20 protein-coding genes and 1 tRNA gene are annotated in these 19,066 nt (G+C 56.9%); 7 read left to right on the forward strand and 14 right to left on the reverse strand.

Annotation, left to right across the window (positions count from 1 at the left end; genetic code table 11):
* From ACEQWH_RS03820 to ACEQWH_RS03860, 9 genes are all read right to left on the reverse strand, one after another.
* The coding region (locus ACEQWH_RS03820) for a Gfo/Idh/MocA family protein (protein WP_370228390.1) at positions 1 to 975 on the reverse strand (975 nt) is incomplete at its 3' end.
* Complete coding sequence (locus ACEQWH_RS03825; RefSeq protein WP_370228391.1) at positions 975 to 1,643, reverse strand: hypothetical protein; 669 nt, start codon at positions 1,641 to 1,643, stop codon at positions 975 to 977. The genes ACEQWH_RS03820 and ACEQWH_RS03825, both read right to left, overlap by 1 nt.
* The gene (locus tag ACEQWH_RS03830) at positions 1,631 to 2,803 is read right to left on the reverse strand and encodes a Gfo/Idh/MocA family protein (protein WP_370228392.1); all 1,173 of its coding nucleotides are present in this window, start codon (positions 2,801 to 2,803) and stop codon (positions 1,631 to 1,633) included. Before ACEQWH_RS03830 ends, ACEQWH_RS03825 begins: the two co-directional genes overlap by 13 nt.
* Positions 2,796 to 3,608, reverse strand: a complete 813-nt coding sequence (locus ACEQWH_RS03835; RefSeq protein WP_370228393.1) for a citryl-CoA lyase — start codon at positions 3,606 to 3,608, stop codon at positions 2,796 to 2,798. Before ACEQWH_RS03835 ends, ACEQWH_RS03830 begins: the two co-directional genes overlap by 8 nt.
* Positions 3,605 to 5,482, reverse strand: a complete 1,878-nt coding sequence (locus ACEQWH_RS03840; protein WP_370228394.1) for a bifunctional sugar phosphate isomerase/epimerase/4-hydroxyphenylpyruvate dioxygenase family protein — start codon at positions 5,480 to 5,482, stop codon at positions 3,605 to 3,607. Before ACEQWH_RS03840 ends, ACEQWH_RS03835 begins: the two co-directional genes overlap by 4 nt.
* Positions 5,482 to 6,777 (reverse strand): TRAP transporter large permease, encoded by a 1,296-nt coding sequence (locus tag ACEQWH_RS03845; RefSeq protein WP_370228395.1) that lies wholly within the window; start codon positions 6,775 to 6,777, stop codon positions 5,482 to 5,484. The genes ACEQWH_RS03840 and ACEQWH_RS03845 overlap by 1 nt, the downstream gene beginning before the upstream one ends.
* Positions 6,774 to 7,334 (reverse strand): TRAP transporter small permease, encoded by a 561-nt coding sequence (locus ACEQWH_RS03850; protein WP_370228396.1) that lies wholly within the window; start codon positions 7,332 to 7,334, stop codon positions 6,774 to 6,776. The genes ACEQWH_RS03845 and ACEQWH_RS03850 overlap by 4 nt, the downstream gene beginning before the upstream one ends.
* Before the next feature lie 39 nt (positions 7,335 to 7,373).
* Entirely contained in the window at positions 7,374 to 8,375 is a 1,002-nt protein-coding gene (dctP, locus tag ACEQWH_RS03855) for a TRAP transporter substrate-binding protein DctP (RefSeq protein ID WP_370228397.1), read from the reverse strand.
* A gap of 97 nt (positions 8,376 to 8,472) precedes the next feature.
* Entirely contained in the window at positions 8,473 to 9,555 is a 1,083-nt protein-coding gene (locus ACEQWH_RS03860) for a Gfo/Idh/MocA family protein (RefSeq protein ID WP_370228398.1), read from the reverse strand.
* Between the two features lie 170 nt (positions 9,556 to 9,725).
* On the opposite strand from ACEQWH_RS03860, the gene ACEQWH_RS03865 reads away from it, so the two are divergent.
* Positions 9,726 to 10,379 carry a GntR family transcriptional regulator gene (locus ACEQWH_RS03865; protein WP_370228399.1) on the forward strand — a complete coding sequence of 218 codons (654 nt, stop codon included), beginning with the start codon at positions 9,726 to 9,728 and terminating at the stop codon, positions 10,377 to 10,379.
* 100 nt (positions 10,380 to 10,479) lie between these two features.
* Here the strand turns inward: ACEQWH_RS03865 and ACEQWH_RS03870 are convergent.
* A tRNA-Ser gene (locus ACEQWH_RS03870) sits at positions 10,480 to 10,569 on the reverse strand.
* Between the two features lie 191 nt (positions 10,570 to 10,760).
* Between ACEQWH_RS03870 and ACEQWH_RS03875 the strand changes: the two genes are divergently transcribed.
* The 6 genes from ACEQWH_RS03875 to ACEQWH_RS03900 are packed head-to-tail and all read left to right on the forward strand — an operon-like array spanning position 10,761 to position 16,136.
* The gene (locus ACEQWH_RS03875; protein WP_370228400.1) at positions 10,761 to 11,594 is read left to right on the forward strand and encodes an SPOR domain-containing protein; all 834 of its coding nucleotides are present in this window, start codon (positions 10,761 to 10,763) and stop codon (positions 11,592 to 11,594) included.
* Between the two features lie 25 nt (positions 11,595 to 11,619).
* The gene (locus ACEQWH_RS03880) at positions 11,620 to 12,777 is read left to right on the forward strand and encodes a D-alanyl-D-alanine carboxypeptidase family protein (RefSeq protein WP_370228401.1); all 1,158 of its coding nucleotides are present in this window, start codon (positions 11,620 to 11,622) and stop codon (positions 12,775 to 12,777) included.
* Between the two features lie 15 nt (positions 12,778 to 12,792).
* The gene (gene tmk, locus ACEQWH_RS03885) at positions 12,793 to 13,419 is read left to right on the forward strand and encodes a dTMP kinase (protein ID WP_370228402.1); all 627 of its coding nucleotides are present in this window, start codon (positions 12,793 to 12,795) and stop codon (positions 13,417 to 13,419) included.
* The gene (locus ACEQWH_RS03890) at positions 13,412 to 14,533 is read left to right on the forward strand and encodes a DNA polymerase III subunit delta' (RefSeq protein WP_370228403.1); all 1,122 of its coding nucleotides are present in this window, start codon (positions 13,412 to 13,414) and stop codon (positions 14,531 to 14,533) included. The genes tmk and ACEQWH_RS03890 overlap by 8 nt, the downstream gene beginning before the upstream one ends.
* Complete coding sequence (locus ACEQWH_RS03895; protein WP_370228404.1) at positions 14,533 to 15,339, forward strand: TatD family hydrolase; 807 nt, start codon at positions 14,533 to 14,535, stop codon at positions 15,337 to 15,339. Before ACEQWH_RS03890 ends, ACEQWH_RS03895 begins: the two co-directional genes overlap by 1 nt.
* Complete coding sequence (locus ACEQWH_RS03900; RefSeq protein WP_370228405.1) at positions 15,336 to 16,136, forward strand: MBL fold metallo-hydrolase; 801 nt, start codon at positions 15,336 to 15,338, stop codon at positions 16,134 to 16,136. Before ACEQWH_RS03895 ends, ACEQWH_RS03900 begins: the two co-directional genes overlap by 4 nt.
* On the opposite strand, the gene ACEQWH_RS03905 is transcribed toward ACEQWH_RS03900, so the two are convergent.
* The 4 genes from ACEQWH_RS03905 to ACEQWH_RS03920 all read right to left on the reverse strand — a co-directional run.
* A complete protein-coding gene (locus ACEQWH_RS03905) occupies positions 16,133 to 16,888 on the reverse strand; it encodes a LamB/YcsF family protein (protein ID WP_370228406.1) in 756 nt (251 codons plus the stop codon). The two genes, ACEQWH_RS03900 and ACEQWH_RS03905, sit on opposite strands and share 4 nt — an antisense overlap.
* Positions 16,889 to 17,902: a biotin-dependent carboxyltransferase family protein gene (locus tag ACEQWH_RS03910; RefSeq protein WP_370228407.1), complete on the reverse strand. Its 1,014-nt coding sequence runs from the start codon at positions 17,900 to 17,902 to the stop codon at positions 16,889 to 16,891.
* The gene (locus tag ACEQWH_RS03915; RefSeq protein ID WP_370228408.1) at positions 17,899 to 18,648 is read right to left on the reverse strand and encodes an allophanate hydrolase subunit 1; all 750 of its coding nucleotides are present in this window, start codon (positions 18,646 to 18,648) and stop codon (positions 17,899 to 17,901) included. The genes ACEQWH_RS03910 and ACEQWH_RS03915 overlap by 4 nt, the downstream gene beginning before the upstream one ends.
* Before the next feature lie 58 nt (positions 18,649 to 18,706).
* Positions 18,707 to 19,066, reverse strand: a 360-nt coding sequence (locus tag ACEQWH_RS03920; protein ID WP_370228409.1) for an amidohydrolase family protein, incomplete at its 5' end; no start/stop codon positions are given.

The raw sequence follows: 19,066 nt of genomic DNA on the forward strand, positions 1-19,066 counted from the left end.
CGTCCGAACAAGTCTTTCAGCGTTTGGTTCAATGCCGTGGCCGTGCCCTCGAGAGATGATCTGGTCTGGTTCACCAAACCGATTAAGTTTGAGCTGTTCCGACTTCTCTAGATCCCATTCAAGGCCGCCCTCGGATCCAAATATCCGAAGCCTCAGGCCCCCACGATTTCCGGGGGCCAAGCGCGTGCACATAAGAGTTCCTGGCACAGACCCATTATAACGCGTGGTCATCAAAGCCGTGTCTTCCAATGGTTTCGGGGATCCACAGACATGAAACTCTGCACGCAGATCTGTCAGTGTCAGACCACTCACAAACTGCGCAAGATGCGCGGCATGGGTGCCAATGTCTCCGACACAGCTGGTCTTGCCTGATTTACTTGGATCCAGCCGCCACTTCACATGTGGGGCATCGGCAATGCCCTCTGGAGTCATCCAGTCCTGCATGAATTCCACATGCACCTGATTGATTTTGCCAACTGCGCCCGACCGCACCAAAGCACGCGCTTGTCGGATGGTCGCGAAACACGACATCACGTAAGACACGCCAAACACGCACCCAGAGTCCCTAGCTGCTTTCACAAGTGCTTCAGCCTCAGACACTTCATTGGTCAGTGGCTTGTCGCACAGCACGTCAATGCCAGCCTCTAAAAAGGCAAGAGCAGAAGGCTGATGCACGTGGTTGGGCGTCGTGATCATCACCGCGTCCACACCGTCCGGGCGACGTGCTTCGGCCTGAGCCATTTCCTCGTAAGAGGTATAGCAACGTTCCGGCGGCAGAAACCAATCCGCTGCCGCAGCTTTGGCCCTGTCTGGGTTGGACGAAAGCGCCCCGGCAACAATGTCCCAACGGTCACTCAGACGCGCCGCCATTGCCTGCATCGAAGACACGCGCCCCCCGCCGACGACGCCAAGACGCAGACGACGGCTAAGCTTGGGAAAAGAACCATCAAACTCAACTTGATCAGGAAGTAACATCATTGAACTCCTTCGGCAGGCGGTGTCGCGCCGTCAGGCAGCATCTCGACAGCCATGAAAATGGACGGGGTGATCGTTTCGAATTGATGCCAAGGATAGTTTCCTTCGGCGTCATACATTGGACGGTGCGTTGACCCAGGGGCCATCGGTTCCTCGAGATAAAGCGTCGAGACGTCTTTCTCGCGGCACTGCTGCATTTTGCCAAATCCCGCGATCTGAGTGTGCACTTCACGAAAACCGGGCACGGGGCAGAAATCGTGCTCTTTATGCAGGCCGACCTTCAATGGAATGGTCGCGGAGTGATAGACCGTAAAGCCATACTGCCCCACCCAAACCTTGGGCGACATATAATGACCAACGCCGCGCAACCGCTCTTCTTGGCGCACGTCAAACGCGCTTGGCCAGGTTGCACGTACCTGCTCCATCAGAGCAGCTTCGTTTGGGTGATCATCAAGACCCTCGATCAGCACCGCATGGCTCAGGTTTTCAGCAGAGACATCCCGAAGGATAACGGACTGAAACTGGGCCAGCGTTTGCTCTCGTATGTTGATAGGATTTTCGCTTAGGTTCAAAACGATGGTACGATTCTTGATCGTCGCACATGCTTCGTCGGTCACCACGTGAATTTGATAGAATGGATCACCGATTGAAAGTGTCAGAACAGGCATGTCATGCCCTTTGCAGTTTGTTCAGGTAGGATTTCTATTTCAGGTGGACGGCTGGTCAGATCCACAAACCTGCCGCGCTGAGGGCTGTCCAAAATGCCGTGCATGGCTTCAAGAACATGAAACGCCAGTTCGCCACTACACCTTGGCGCGCGCTGGTGTCTTATGGCGTCCACCATTTCGATGAGACCGATGCCCCTGCTGTCTTCGTTTAAGCCATGCGTATTTTCTGCCACTTGCCAGGCGTCTCGGCCCATAGGTCTTGGCTGATGAGACCAGCGCGATGTTTCGCGCGTGCGGTACCAAACCTCGCCTTGGAAGATGTTTGCACCGTGCACCGGATCCGGATCCGGAACGCAGATGACACCGTTCTCTCCATAGATTTCGAACCGAGGCGTTTCGCTGTCCCAGACGTCAAAACTCATGGTGATGGAGCCGACAACACCCGTCTCAAATTCAAGTAAGCCCTGCACATGCGTGTCGACCTCGACCGGCATCTGAAACCCTTGCCTTGGACCGTTTTCGATCTCGCGCGTCTGAAATGCGCGATTTGACAGGCCCGCAACCCGTTTGAGCGGCCCCAAACAGAAGACCATTGCAGACAGGTAATAGGGTCCAAGATCCAACATCGGACCGCCGCCCGCCTGATAATAAAAGTCGGGGTTCGGGTGATGCCGTTCGGTTCCATGCGTGCCGACAAAGGCCATCACGCCCGTCGGACGCCCAATCACGCCCTGGTCGATCAGTTTGCGCACTGCTTGCCAGCGCCCGCCCAAGAAGGTGTCAGGCGCATTGCCAACAGCCAGCCCAAGATCAGCCGCACGATCAAGAATACGACGTCCGTCTGCCAGATCGCTGACCAGTGGTTTCTCGGAATAGACATGTTTTCCGGCGTTCAGGGCCGCCATACTGACGTTTGCATGCGCCGCCGGAATTGTAAGATTCAGGATGCCATCTATGTCTGGATCTGCGATGATTTCCTCGGGTGTCGCAACCTTTGGAATACTGTATTCGGCAGCTTTTGCCTTGCTTTCTTCTAGGTTCAGGCTGCCACAGGCAGTAACATCAACCCCTTTATATTTCTTAAGCGTTTTCAGATATATATCACTTATACGGCCTGTTCCGATAAGGCCGACCCGGAAGGATTTCTCTGGGTTAGTCATGTCTCTCTGTTGGTTCATATTTCGGTAGGTATTTGGGAGGCATCGGGCCTTTGTTGCGACCGCCTTGCTGCATCTGCTCCCATCCATGCGCCAAAACGCCGACGGACCGGGACAAACAGAACAACCCGCGTGACAATGGGGCCGGAAAGCCAAGCTCGCAGAAAATAACCGCCGTTGCGCCGTCGATGTTCATCGCGATTTCAGTGCCACGATGCTGGCCAATCGAGGTCTGCACAGCTTCGCCAATGTCAGCGAAACGCCCGGAAACCGTCCCGTGCGCCGCGGCCTCTCGGACAAGCTGCATCAGGCGAGGCGCGCGCGGATCAACCGGTCTGTGGAACCTGTGCCCAAACCCAGAAACGATCTTACCACGCGATTTACGCCAGCGGTCCAATCCTGCTTCGACTGCACCCTCCAACGCGGTGCCGTTGTCCATGTCAGCAGAAATTTCATAGAACAGATCCGCGCATTGCTCTCCTGCCCCGCCATGCACGTCTCCGAGCATATTGACGCCGGTGGCGAGGACATTGTTCAGCCCTACGCCACATGTGGCCGCCATGCGCGCAGCAGCAATCGATGGCGCTTGTGGACCATGATCCACGCCCGCTACCAGCGCCGCTTCGAACAACGCCGCCTGTTCAGCAGAGGGCAATGACCCTCGCGTCATCAGCCAGATCATTTGCGGAAAGCTGACATTGCCGATCAAGTCCTGAATCGGATGGTCCCGAAACGCGATTTTCCCGGGTTCCATGTCAATTATCGACGTGCGCCACCACGTCTGTATGGCTTGAGCGTCTTGGCTCATGCGGCTTGTCCTTCTTGTAAAAAACGAAGTTGTGCCGCAAGGCGAATGGGGGCGTTCCTTGCCCCATACCCCTGATATCCCCCACGGCGTTCAACGATCTCAAAAAAGAAACCGTTGAAAATCGGCGTGCCGTAGATCTGGAAATACTCTCCTGCGGCGTCGCGATCATAAAGTATCTGCCCCTCACGAAGGTCTGTGGTCATGTCTTTTGACAACCCAAATCGAACAGCAAGATCCGCATAGTAATTCGCAGGCATAGCGAGACGACTGAACCCAACCTCTTTCAAACGCGCGGAGGTTTCAAAGATGTCGTCACTGTGAAAGGCGACGTGTTGAACCCCTGCCCCGAACTGATCGGCCAGAAACGCCCCTGCGAACGTACGTCGTTCGCCTGCCCCGTTCAGGTTAAGCCGCACTTCTCCCTCGGGACTGGACAGCGCTTGACTGAGCACCACGCCCGAAGGGTCCGCCACATCTACGACAGGCGCTTTTTCCATCTCAAATGTAGTGGTGTAGTAGGTTAGCCAGCTTTGCATTTCCTGATAGCGCATGGTCTGTGCGACATGATCGATTCGCCTAAGACCAGCGGGTGGCGCTGCCTGTGTTTTCGAGACCGGATCGAACTCGATATCCCAGACACGATGCAAGTCGGACTTTTCGTCAATAAAATGAACGACATTGCCGCCCACGCCTTGAATGGCCGGAATATCCAGCTCTCCTGTTCCGACCGGCTGTTGAAACACAGGGGCTCCGAGTGCCGTTGCGCGCGCGACAGCTGCATCGGCATCTCTGACGCGCAACCCCATATCGCACACCGTCGGCCCATGCGCCGCAAAAGCATCAGCGGCAAACCCACTACTTTCAGAATTGACGACAATGTTCACGGCGCCCTGCCGCCAAAGCTCGACCGATTTTGAAACGTGACGGCGTTCGCGTCGGAAACACATTGCGCTCAGGGTCTGGGTCAATTGGTCTTTGGATTCCGCATCAACAGCGAATTCCAGGAACTCAAACCCACTTGGATACCCGCGACTAGGCAAGTCCTTGAGTGGTTTTTTCAGAGCAGGCTCGGTACTTGCCACTGCATCTAGAAGAGACACCAATGCCCGAAACCCATCGCGCGCATAGGCTGGTCGGCCAGCCTGCATCGCATCACTGACGCGGGCAAGCGACCATGGTCCTTGATACCCCGCGCGTGCAAGTACACGCACAAAGCTCTCTAGGTTTAGATCGCCCTGACCGGGCAGCAATCCAAACTGACTTTTCAGGCCCGAAATATCAAAATCAAAGCCGGGCGCGTCCGACAACTGCACATGGAACAGTTTTTCGCCAGGCACATCTCGCAGCCGCGCGGCTTGTGAGCCATCCGCCAAGGAAAAAAACGAATTCAGAGCAAGACCAAAGCTGGGATGATCTACAGCGTTCACAACCTCAAGCGCTTGGGTTTCCTTCGTTATGTGGCGCGCCCAAGGAAGCGCAATCAGAGCCGCTCGCAGCCCTTTGGCCGCAGTGATTTCTGCAAGTTCAGAGAAGTCCTCTACGATCTGATCTGGTGCAGCGTTGCGTGACGCCGAAGCCCCAATCAACAGGGTCTTCGCACCCAGCTCGTTCATCAGGTCCAGCTTTTGCTCCAAGCGCGCGAAGGCACACGAGCGTGCCTCGCCAATTTGCCCTTCAAAGTCATGAAAAGGTTGCAGAACTTCGATCCTCAGCCCAAGCGCTTTTGCCGTTTTTGCAACCTCTTTGGCCGTGCCTGCATACCCCATGAGGTCGGGTTCATGCAGTTCAACCGCAGCAAATCCAGCGGCGGCGATGGCCTCAAGCTTGGCCGATAAGTCGCCCGGTACGGATGTTGTGGCGACACAAAGGCTCATTAGCCGCCGTACCCAAACACGCGTGGCAACCAAAGAACAATGCCTGGGAACATTATCATCGTGACCAACGCGCCAATAAGCACGGCGAGGAAGGCCCAGATTTCGCGTATGATCTCTTTCAGAGGGATTCCGGTCACAGCGTTGATGACAAACAGCAGGATCCCGTAGGGTGGCGTAATCAATCCGATCATCGAATTCACCACAATCAACACCCCAAAGTGCACAAGGTCGATCCCAAGCTCTCGGCAAGTCGGAATAAAGAGTGGGATGATCACAAGAATGATCACGGTCGCGTCCAAAATACAGCCCAGAAGCAGAACCAGAATGTTCACCAAAATCATGAACATAAGCGGGCTAATCTCGGCACCCGAGAACATGTCGGAAATGGCTTGCGGTACGTTTTCCTGAATAACGATGTAGGTCAGGATCATAGAAGCGCCGATCACCAAACCAACAGATGCAGCAGAGCGCGCGCTTTCGACAAAGATCTGATAAAGCGTCTTGAGCTTGATGGCCCGATACAATCCCGCGGCGACCATCAAGGCATAAAGCGCAGCAATCGCAGCAGCTTCGGTCGGGGTGGTGACCCCTGTGTAGATACAGCCAAGCAAGATAACAGGCATCAACAGCGCAGGCGTTGCACGCACGGTCAGGCCGGGGATCTCACGCAAAGGCACAGGTTCTTCCTGACCAAAACCGCGCCGGTGGGAAATCAAAGAGTTCATCCCCATGAGCACAACGCCCATCACAAGGCCCGGCACAATGCCTGCAAGGAACAGATCTCCGACAGAGGCATTTGACACCAAAGCATAAAGAACCATTGGAATAGACGGCGGAATGATCGGGCCGATCGTGGCCGTGGCAGCCGTGATCGCGGCGGCGTAGCCCCGGGTATAGCGGCCACTTTTGACCATCATGTCGATGATGATTTTGCCAATGCCTGCAGCATCCGCAACGGCAGAACCTGACATGCCCGAAAAGATCAAACTTGCGACCACGTTTACATGGCCCATGCCGCCCCTGAAACGGCCCACCAAGGCAATACAGAACTGCAACAGGCGATCGGAAATCGAGCCTGCATTCATGATATTGGCCGAGGCAATGAACAGCGGAACCGCCAGCAGCAGAAAGCCATCAAACAGTCGCTGCACCATCGTTGTCCCTGCAATCGCAAGGTCTTGACCAGAGACACCAAGATACACCAGAACACCGACAATAATCGCATAGGCGACAGGCGTGCCGATCGCGGCCATCCCGAAGAGGGCAATCATGCCCATGATCAACTCAAAGCTCATTGTTGTGCCTCCTCGTCATCCGCAACATTGCCGATAAGCATGTCGATTTCGGTTTCAGGTGGGCCAAAGCGCAGCACTGTATAGATCCGCCACAGGTACCGCAGTGTTACCACCGCCATCAGCATGACAAAGGGCGCAAAGAGCCATTTGATCGCGATCCGGTCGCCTGTAATTGGAACACGGATTGTTTGGATTTTTTTAAGCTCCATCAGACGGTTGGCAAAGACCGTCTCATAGGTCGCCGGAAAGGCATAAACCATGGCTGCAACCACAAGGACCGCCGTAATCAGCGCCAGAATTTTGCGAAGCGGCCGCGGAGCGGCCAGATAGACAACGTCAAATGTTACGTGATCCTGTTCGCGCACGATGAAAGAACAGCCGAAGAAAATCACAAAAACCCAGAGCAGCGAGATCAGGACGACTGACCAGCCAATCGGCTCAAGAAAGGGCACATAGCGAAAGAGAATCTGCAAAAGAAAGGTGATAAAAATCGCCGCCAAAGCCATGGCGGCGATAAACTCTGTGCCGCGGGTGAACCATTTAGAAAGTGTTTTCATATTGTGCTCTCCCGCGGTGTTGTACGTGACTAAGTGGCCTTAGTTCCCAAGCGCGTTGATGCGCTCCAGAACACCTTCTGGCCAAGCCGCAGCGGCTTCGCTGCCGACATACTGAGACTGCACATGTTCACGGAATGCAGCAAGGTCAGGCGTATAGATCTCGACACCTTGGCTGCGGATGAAGTCAGCCAGATTGTTCTCTTTGTCGAGCTGCTTCAAACGACCATATGCCGCCGCCGCATCAGCTGCACGCTGCACGGTCAACTGCTGATCAGCGGTCAAACCGTCCCAAGTTTCCTTGGAAAACGCGATGTAGTTCAGGTCAACCAAGTGAGACGTCAGAGAGATCTGCTTGGTGACTTCATAGAACTTTTGGTCAACCACTGTCGGCAGTGGGTTGTCTTGACCATCAATCGCGCCAGACGCCAAAGAGGTATAAACCTCAGAGAAGGCCAGCGGTGTCGGAGACGCACCAAGGGCTGCACCTAGGAATTGCCATGCGTCAGTGCCTGGCATCCGCAGGTTTACGCCTGCCAGATCAGCCGGTGTCTGCACGTCCAGCTCTTCGCGTGTCTGGCGCAGGTTCACGTGACGACGGCCCAGATACATGACGGACAGGAGTTTCACGCCCAGCTCGTCTTCGACCTTTTGTTTAAACGGATCCATGAGAGGATCATTGAACACGCGCACCTGATGCGCGGCATCCTGATGCACGTAGCCGGTGGCAAAGATCGAAAACTCTGGGAAGAACTGAGCCAGTTCCTGTGCAGAAGCAATCGACATGGTCAGGTTGCCGCCCGCGATGGCTTCAAGTTCGGTGCCTTGCGCAAACAAAGTGCCGTTATAGCCTGCTTGGTAGTCGGCAAAGCCAGCCACCATTGGCGCAAAGACTTCGGCCATCGCAACAGAGCGCTGGTCGGTCTCGGACCCAGATGTGGCCAACGTGAACGTCATTTGATGGCCGTCAGCGAGCGCGCCTGTGGCCATCGCCAAAGCCGCCACGGACGCAATTGCTGCGCGGCGTGTCAATTTCATGATCATGATTTTCCTCCCTATGGAATGACCATCCCTAAATGGTCCTTTGAGTTTTTACTGACTTTCCAGATTTTGCAATATGTTTTGCAAAATATCTGATATTTTAAACGGCTTCCTTTTGATTTTCCTGGCTCAGCCTGTCCATGCTTGCGATGGTTACCGCCCGCCCGCTTTCCGCAGAGCGCGCGATTGCCTCAACAACTTCAAGTGATTTCAACCCTTCAAGGCCCGAGACAAGAGGCTCCTCAACCCCCTGAATAACCCTCGAAAAATGCGACATTTGAGCCGCAAGCGGATCGTGCATATCATGTGCAAGTGTTTGCGCATTGATCGGAGACCACCAGTCCGGACCACCCTCATGCGCCCACACACGAAGATCTGGCAATGAAAGCCCCCCTTCAGACCCGCCGATCAGATAACAACTTTCGCTCGTCGCCGGATAACGTGGGTTTTCCCGCGAGGTAAGCTCCCAGCTCCAGGGCGCCACGATACTGTCGGACACCGAGATCGTCGCCACCGCGCCTGACTCAAACGAGAGAATGGCGCTTGCAAGGTCTTCGTTTTCAAAACCACGACGCGACGGCACCGAAACAGCCTGTGCAGACAGAACCTCACCACAAAAGTGGCGCAGCAAATCAACATCATGGACCAAGTTCACCGATATCGGGCCAGCGCCTTTTTTGGTGCGCCAAGGGGCTTCATCAAAATAGTACTCAGGCTTATAGAACCAGCAAGTTGTCTGAACTGCGCGAATGTCACCGACACGCCCCTGGACGAGCGCCGCCTTCGCCGCCTGAACCATCCCGTTGTGACGGCGGTGATGCCCGACAAGCAACGGTACATCTGCAAGCTCTGCGGCGCGCGTCAGTTGCAAGGCTTCGCCAGAAGTCACAGAGATCGGCTTTTCGATAAGCGTCGCGCACCCGTTTTGAATACACAGCATACCCTGCTCGACATGAAGGGGCGTTGGCGTTGCCAGCAGCACGCCGTCTGGACGATCCACATCAAACATCTGCGCCAACGACCCATAAACTGGAACGCCCAACTCCGCTGCTTTCGCTGCACTGCTTGGGTCAGCTTCGACAACACTATGCAGCTCTAGATCTGGCAATGACCGCACAACGTCGACGTGGCGGCGCCCAACGAGCCCAAAGCCTACAACCGCGATGCGAGTCTTGTCTGACATGCGTGAATTCCTGCGTCTTTCATTTCGAGTCGCAGGCAACCTAGCAACTTTCTTTGGGTGATTGCAATAATATCTGATATTTTTATTTTCACCGGATTTTATTTCGATTTGCTGAAACTGCTCAATTCCCGTATTTTAAATGACAAACGCACAACGGTCAGACAAAGAACATGGCAAAATCACTCAACGTCGTCGGCGCAAACACCTATCAACGGATCAAACGAGACATCATATTCGGCGATCTCGCGCCCGGCTCGAAGCTTAAGCTGGATGGGTTAAAAGAGAGATACGCCGCCAGCATGTCGACGCTGCGCGAAACGCTGAACCGTCTGGCAAGCGAAGGATTCGTCGCCGCTCAAGATCAGCGCGGGTTCTTTGTGACCGATGTGTCCCGAGAGGATTTGATCGAGATTGCAAACCTTCGGGTCCTATTGGAGTGCCATGCCCTACGTCTGTCCGTTGCAAACGGAGACACGGACTGGGAAGGCAACCTTGTCGCCGCCCATCACAAGCTGCACCTCATGGAACAACGTATGCAGTCAGGAGACATCAGCGGCAAGGAAGACTGGAAACGCTATGACTGGGAATTTCATCAGGCCCTGATCTCTGCCTGCGGCTCAAAGAACTTGCTGTCGCTTCATGCCGTCTTGTTTGACAAATATCTGCGCTATCAGATGCTGGTCCTCACCTATCGTGGCACCGAAGCTGTATTGGAACATAAAGAAATGTTCGAAGCCGCCTTGGCACGAGACCAAGACGCGGCTGCATTGGCGCTTCAGGTGCATGTAGAAAAAGGACTGGAGCACACGCTTCAGGCGTTTTGACGAAACGAGCGCCGAACGGTGGCTGGCGTCAGCAGTGCGCAGACAAAACTTCGTTGGTTTTCGGCACCAGGTCTATGGGGAAAACTGAGACAAAGGTCGGTGGCGGAGGAGGTGGGATTCGAACCCACGAAGGGCGTTAACCCTTGCTGGTTTTCAAGACCAGTGCATTCAACCGCTCTGCCACTCCTCCGGTCCGCCTCGTCTATATGGCTCCGTTTGATTCTGAAAGACCGCAATTGAGGGAAAATTCGCCGATTTTTTAACGCGCACTTTCCTTGCGGCGGTGCACTCGCTACACTGCGCTTAACATAAATAGGGTCTCAGGTGCGCCCCGCATCGAAGGGCCTTTGATAAGCGGCATCAGGCAAAGGGCAAGGCAGGATGACAGCAGGGCATATGAACAGGCAGTTCACAAGAGTTTCCAAAACCTTAGCGGGCGTTGTTGCGCTTGGTCTTTTGGCGGGTTGCGAAGATTTTCAGGGCTTTAACCTGGGTGGCAATTCCAGTGCCGAGGCACCGGCGGGCGCGACCTCGACCACGGTTGTGGAACGCGATGTCGAAGCGCCTGAGGTGTTTTATGTCTCGGAAGCCGGTCTTTGGGACGGACGTCCTTCGCTGGGCGGCGTCTGGGTTGCGCACCCCGATGTGGTCGAGCCAGAACGGGTGATCATCAAGAACAAAGCCAACGGCAAATTCGTGATCGGTGCATTGTTCCGCCGCGAGCGCGCCATCCCTGGCCCTCGCGTTCAGCTGTCGTCTGATGCGGCCTCGGCGATTTCTGTTCTCGCGGGCCAGCCGGTTGAAATCGAAGTCACCGCCCTGCGTCGCGAAGAGGCGCCAGTGGTGGCAGAAACCGTAGACACAGTTGAGGCCGCAGAAGCCGTCGACACAGAGACGCTCGACCCGATCGCCTCCGCTTCGGCGGCCATCGACAGCGCAGAGTCCCAGCAGGTCGCCACAGCGCCGGCCGTTCAATCCAATCTGGCGAAACCTTTTGTGCAGATTGGTATTTTCAGCGTCGAGGGAAATGCCAATAATGCCGCCAACCAGATGCGCAACGCGGGCATGATCCCGACGGTCAAGGCGCAGACCATCAAGGGCAAACCGTTCTGGCGTGTGATCGTGGGCCCTGCCACGTCGAAATCAGAACTGTCCTCGCTGATCAAACGCATCCGCGACAACGGCTTTACCGACGCCTACTCGGTGTCCAATTAATTCGGATCCACTGGAGACCCGCACCATGTTTGCTTTTGCCAAGCGATTGATGGCGTCCTTTGCAGTAGCGGCCCTTTTGGTGTCGCCTGCATCGGCCTTTGAAAACCGTGCCAAGGCTGGCTTTGTGATCGACCACACCACCGGCACGATCCTGTTTTCCAAACGCGCGGACGAGGCCCTGCCGCCAGCGTCTATGTCCAAACTGATGACGCTTTACATGGCGTTTGAAGCGGTGCGCGACGGACGTCTCAGCATGGAAGAAAAACTGCCGGTGTCCCAGCACGCCATGAACTATGGCGGCTCGACCATGTTTCTGGACACAACTGATCGCGTCACGGTCTCGGATCTGATCCGTGGGATTATTGTTCTGTCTGGCAATGACGCCTGCGCGGTGATCGCCGAGACCCTGTCTCCTGATGGCACCGAGGCCGGTTTTGCGCGTCAGATGACCCTGCGCGCGCGTCAATTGGGCATGACCAGTTCGACCTTTGCCAATTCCAACGGCTGGCCTGCGCCGGGCCACCGGATGTCGATGCGGGATCTGGCGTTGCTGGCGAACCGCTTGATTACGGACTTCCCCGAATTCTATCCGATGTTTTCCGAAACCAAGTTCGAATTTGACGGTCGGGCGCCTCAGAATGTGACCAACCGCAACCCTTTGCTGCGGCTTGGGGTTGGCGCAGACGGCTTAAAGACGGGCCACACGCAAGAGGCTGGATACGGCTTGGTCGGGTCCGCGAAACAGGGGCCGCGTCGGGTGATCTTTGCGGTCACAGGCATGACAAGCGCCAAGGAACGTGCTGAAGTTTCGGAACAAATCGTCAATTGGGCATTCCGCCAGTTCAGCACAAAGACCATCCTGCGGTCTGGTAAACGTGTGGCTGAGGCAGATGTCTGGATGGGAGACATGCCGCGGGTTGGCTTGGTGTCAGCCGAGGATGTCGACATTCTGGTTCCAGTCTCTGCGGGCGATGAGGTCTCTGCCGAAGTGGTCTATAACGGCCCCTTGCAAGCGCCGATTGAGGCAGGTCAGGAAATCGCAGAGCTGGTGATCACAGCAGGCGATCTGCCAGAGGTCCGTGTGCCGCTGGTGGCCGAAGATTCTGTAACCGCAGGCGGGTTCACTGTTCGGATGCGCACCGCAACCTCGGTTCTGTTCAAGAACTTTGGACTTGGCTCCTAAAGGGACGTCCCAGACATGAGAAACGGCGCGTTCATCACCTTTGAAGGTATCGATGGGTCTGGAAAATCGACCCAGTTGAAACGTCTGGCTGCCACCTTGCAAGAGGCCGGGCATCAGGTGGTGGTGACCCGCGAGCCCGGTGGCTCTGCAGGTGCCGAGGAAATCAGGTCTTTGGTGCTTGAGGGGGCGACGGATCGCTGGTCCGCCGAAACGGAAATTCTGTTGTTCACAGCGGCGCGGCGCGATCATCTGGAACGCACCATTCTGCCTGCGCTGGATGCTGGAAAAATTGTTCTGTGCGACCGGTTTGCCGACAGCACACGGATGTATCAAGGTCTGTCCCGAGGCGACTTGCGCGCTCTGGTCGATCAGCTGCACAGTTTGATGATTGGCCGCGAGCCGGACCTGACCGTGCTGATCGATATGGATCCGGCCACCGGGCTGGCACGGGCCAAGGGCCGTCAGACCGCTGAAGAGCGGTTCGAGGATTTCGGTCAGGACTTACAAGACAGGATGCGGGCAGGCTTTCTGGGGCTGGCGCAGGAATTCGCAGATCGCTTTCAAATCATCAATGGCGATCAAAGCATGGATGCGGTGGCCGCAGACATTCAGAAAACTGTGCTAGACTTTCTGAATGACTGATGACGCCCTGCCCCAGTCCGATCAAATTGACGGCGCGCCGCACCCGCGCGAAACCCTTGCGCTGTTTGGACAATCGGCGGCAGAACAAGGCTTTCTGGATGTGTTCAACGCCGGTCGGCTGCACCACGGCTGGCTGATCACAGGGCCGCGTGGCATCGGCAAAGCGACCCTTGCTTGGCAGATCGCCCGCTTTTTGATCGCGACCCCCAAGGCGCAGGACGACGGGCTGTTTGGCGCGCGCCCTGCCCCGACATCACTGGCGATTGATCCCCAGCATCCAGTGGCCCGCCGCATTCAGGCCGGGTCGGAACCGGGGCTTGTTGCGGTCAAACGCCCCTACGACGAAAAGACCAAAAAGTTCAAAGCTCAGATCACCGTGGATGAGGTGCGCAAGCTTAAGAACTTCTTCGCCTTGTCCGCTGCCGATGGCGGCCACCGCGTTGTGATCGTGGACAGCGCGGACGAAATGAACGTGTCTGCCGCGAATGCTCTGCTGAAGCTGCTGGAAGAGCCGCCTGCAGACACCACGTTGCTGTTAATCAGTCATCAGCCCTCGCGCCTGTTACCAACGATCCGCAGCCGTTGCCGCGAACTGCGCCTTGCGCCTTTGTCGCCAGACGATATGGCCCGCGCGCTGGAGCAAGCTGATCCTGGCGAGCCCGCCTCGCCCGCATTGTCCGAACTGGCCGGTGGCTCTGTCGGAGAAGCGATACGTCTGGCCCAATCCGGTGGCCCCGAGATCTATGCGCAACTGGTGGCCCTGTTTGCAGGCATGCCGCGTCCTGACCGCCAATTGGCGATGGGCCTTGCTGAAAGCGCCGCTATGCCCGGACAACAAGACCGGCTGGACCATCTTTTGAACTTGATCGATCTGTTCCTTTTGCGCCTTGTGCGCGTAGGAGCGACCGGCCAATTGCCGCAGGTCGAAGCCGCCCCCAACGAGGGACAAGTGCTGGCAAACCTGTCCAAATCCCCGGCACACGCACGGGCCTGGGCGGATGTGGCCCAAGAAATCTCGACCCGCAGCCGCCATGGTAAGTCGGTGAACCTTGACCCTGCCGCTTTGGTGCTTGATACGGTTTGGAAGATCCAACAAACCGCACAGCGCTTCTAATGTCCGAACCTCTGATTACCGACAGTCACTGCCACCTAGACTTCCCTGATTTCGAAGGGCAAATCGGCGACTTTGTCACGAAAGCGGCCGAGGCCGGTGTGCATCGCATGGTGACAATCTGCACCAAACTGCGCAATGAACCATCAGTCCGCGCGATTGCCGAGGCCCACGCGCCGGTGTTCTATGCCGCAGGCACACACCCGATGAGTGCCGCGAGCGAACCCTTGGCCACGGTCGACGAGCTTGTGGCATTGTCTGCCCATCCTAAATTCGTTGGCATTGGCGAGACCGGGCTAGATTATCACTATACTGCGGACTCGGCCGAGATTCAGAAAGAGTCGTTGCGCGTGCATATTCAAGCCGCGCAGGAAACGGGCCTGCCGCTGATTATTCACGCCCGCGCCGCCGACGATGATATGGCCCGTATCCTAGGCGAAGAATACGCCAACGCGCCTTATTCCTGCGTCATGCATTGTTTCAGCTCGTCTGCAGAGTTGGGCAAAGCGGCCCTAGACCTTGGGTTTTATCTCTCCATGTCAGGCATCGCGGCCTTTCCCAAAAGCCAAGAGCTGCGCGACATCTTTGCCTCGGCTCCGGTGGACCGCATTCTTGTGGAAACCGATGCGCCATATCTTGCGCCCCCGCCCTTCCGCGGCAAGCGCAACGAGCCTTCCTATGTTGCGCATACTGCACGGGTGGGCGCCGAGGTTTTTGGCATGGGCTATCCGGAATTTGCCGCCCAAACCGAGGCCAACTTTGAGCGTCTGTTTACCAAAGCCGCGCTGAACAAAGCGAGTGCTGCATGACCGGCACGCTGACCTTCACCATTCTGGGATGCGGCAGCTCTGGCGGCGTGCCGCGGCTTGGCGGCATCTGGGGCGACTGCGATCCAAACAACAGCAAAAACTGGCGCACACGCTGCTCGCTGCTGATCGAGCGCACGACGCCCGACGGCACCACCACCGTTCTGATCGACACCTCGCCAGACATGCGTCAGCAGCTGCTGCGCGAGAATGTCGGCCATATCGATGGCGTGGTCTATACGCATTCGCACGCCGATCATGTGCACGGCATCGATGATCTGCGCATGATCGTTTTCAACATGCGCGAACGCGTCAAAGTCTGGGCCGATGGGCCGACGCAGGACGCGCTTTTGTCGCGATTTGGCTATGCCTTTGTGCAACCGCCCAACTCGCCATACCCGCCCATTCTGGATCTGTTTGGGATCGACGGCGACGTCACGATCTCGGGTGCCGGAGGCGACATCACCTTGACCCCGATTGAGGTAGAACACGGCAGCATCGAAGCACTTGGGTTTCGGGTGAACGATGTCCTTTATATGCCTGATGTTTCAGACATTTCCGAGGATGCATGGGCGCAGATTGGCGGCTTGAAATGTTGGATCCTGGACGCGCTACGCCGCGCGCCGCATCCGTCGCATTCGCATTTGGACAACAGCCTGGAATGGATCGAACGCGCTGCCCCAGAACGTGCAGTTCTGACGAACATGCATGTGGATCTGGACTATGACACAGTGGCCGCGGAAACTGCGGACCATATTGTGCCGGCCTATGACGGGCTGCGTCTGACGTTCGAGGTCTAGAAAGGCCTGATCTCGACGCCGGCGCGGGTCAAATTGTCTTTTAAGGTCTGTGCAATCTGAACGGCGGTTTTACCGTCACCATGCAGGCAAATCGTGTCGACCTTGGTCGGGATCTTCAGGCCCGACTGCGCATAGATCGCTTGGTCCTCGACCATTTTCAACACCCGCTCTGAGGCCTCAGTTGGGTCATGAATTACCGCGCCCTCTTTGCTGCGATCCACCAATAGCCCGCTGTCTTCATAGGCCCGATCCGCAAAGATTTCGCCGACCCACTGACAGTCCAACCGCCGCACCGCGCGTTCCTGAGCCGTAGCGGCGATGGCCATAATGGTCAGGTCTGGATCCACCTTCAGCGCCGCGGCATAGGCGGCGTGTGCCATGTCTTCGTCTTCGGCACACATGTTGGCCAGCGCCCCGTGCAGCTTGAGGTGGCGCAGTTTCGTGCCAAGCGCAGACGCTGTCGCCTGTGCCGCACCCAATTGATAAATAACGAGGTTTTCCAGCTCTTTCGGAGCAAGCTTGATCCGGCGACGGCCAAAACCTTGCAGATCTGCGAACCCCGGGTGGGCCCCAATGTTAACGCCACTGTCGCGCGCAAGCGTCATAGTCGCCGCCATCGTATCCGCGTCGCCTGCGTGCCAGCCACAAGCCACATTCGCGCTTGTGACAATCTTCAACAGAGCGGCGTCATTGCCCATCGGCCAGGGACCAAAGCTTTCACCCATATCTGCATTCAGGTCTACTTTTGTCATCTAGTCCTCCGGATCATGTCCCGCTGTGACGCCGCTGATCAATTGATAGCTGAGAAGGTCGCTCATGTCGGCAGGGTTTCGAACCACCGGCGCGACCTTTGCGCGAAGCCCTTTCAGGATATCAGCCTCAGACTTGGATCGCGACTCGGCATCGTCGCGGGATATCAGCTTGAAGGTAAACGGCTTTCCCGGCTGCGCCTGCGCCAGCTTGGGCAGATCGTCGGGGATCACCGTTCCGATACGAGGATAGCCCCCCATGGTCTGACATTCGGCCATCAGCACATAGGGCACCCCGTCCCCTGTTTGCTGGATGTCGCCCTGCATAATGAAATCTGAGGCCAGTCCTGCGGCCTGATCTGTTCCAAACTTTAACGACGGATGATCCAGTCCGATGCCCTGTCGGTTTGCTCTGTTTGACTTTGTAAAGGTCGCAGCAAAAAACGCTTGCTGGGTTTCGGTCTCAAACAGGTCGGTCTGCGGACCAGCCACCACATGCAAGACGCCGCCGTCCAATCGTGCATCCGGCACCAGCCCCATTTGGGCAGCATCATGGTCCGGATCGGCACCGATACAGATCTCTGCGCCTGGCGACAAAACCTGCCCAATGCCCGCCATCAGATGCGCCGCCTGACTGCCAAGATGCACCGGGCTTTCAATCCCTCCGGCAAACGTCACATAGCCATAGCTGCCATGCACACAGGCCCCTAGCGTCAATTTGGCCCCTGCCGGAATAAGATGGGTGCGGTTCCACGCCAATGTGCTGCCATCAAGCGTCGCGGCCATCGGCGCGCCGGTCAGCGCGATGCGTGTTGTGGTCTGAAAGGTGAAAGCCCCGCCAAATCCCGGCACCTCAAGGGCGGGCAAAACCTGTGGCGCTTGCAGCAGAGCGGCCGCCTCAAACAGCGCAAGCCGGTCCATCGCACCGCCGCGCGACAACCCGGCCGCAATCTGGCCGGGGCGTCCCAAGTCCTGAATGCTGATGGCCGGACCGTTGCCGTGAAACAGAACGCTCACCGCAAAACCTCCAGCTTGGCGCCGCCCAAACCATCTGGATTGTTGGCGAGCCTATCGCTCATCTCTGAGGCACTGACGGGCGCAAACCGCAGTACATCTCCGCCGCGCAACAAAATGGGATCCGTACGGTCGAGCACAAACGGCAGGAACCCGGTTTGGCCAATGTGATGCCAGCCAGTTGGGTTTTCATTCGTGAATACAATCAGTTGCCGGATCGCAAGGATCAAGGCGCCCGCCGGGACCGACGGGTTGATCTCGGCCATACGGGGGATGTTCCACTGGGGATCAAGAAAGCCCAGATAGGCCTGCCCGGGCGCAAACCCAAGGGTTAAAACCTCGACCTCGGTTGCGCAGAGATCCTCAACGGCATTGGTTTCCGTCATCCCCGCCGCCTGCGCAGCCTTGGACAAGTCAGGTCCAAACGCATCGCCAAACGCCACCGGGATTGTCCAGCGCCGCAGCGGATCAGGCCGCGCAACCGTGCTCCAATCGCGACGCGAGAGCCGCGCCTGCAAGGCCGCCTGCACACGTGCACGCACATCCGAGCCGCCCGCGAATTCCACCATGACTGTGGTCAGAGACCCGGCGATCTGGGTCACCTCATCAATGGGATCCCCCTCAAGATCAGTCACAAAGGCGCGCACCGCCACCGTCAGCTCTGGCCGTGCCTTTAGACCAAAGCGCACGATCAAAGCCGTGAGGCCAAGGGGCAAAATGACGGGCGTGTCTGAGGCGTGAGAGGACATGGGCGCTTCTTTATCGAATGCGCCAAAAATGTCCTGCCCACGCACAGATTACAAGGGCTTAACCCACCTGACGCCCATGGCTCCAGACACCACGGACGACCGGAATGTCCCGCAGCGGACGAATGCGCAGCAAATCTGCGTGCATACCCGCCTCAAGCGTACCGCGATCCATCAGTCCTGCGGCCCGCGCGGGCGCTTTGGTGACCGTTTGAACCGCACGCGGCAAATCATCCCAAAGTTTGGCCAAGCGGAAGGCGGATTGCAGCAACGCTGCTGGAACATAGTCAGAAGACACAATGTCCAAGAGGCCCAAATCAGCCAGTTCCAATGCCGAGACATTGCCCGAGTGAGACCCGCCCCGCATGATGTTTGGCGCCCCCATCATGATCGCAATGCCACTGTCGCGGCAGGCTTGTGC

This window comes from Cognatishimia sp. (assembly GCF_964229375.1).
GTDB lineage: Bacteria > Pseudomonadota > Alphaproteobacteria > Rhodobacterales > Rhodobacteraceae > Cognatishimia.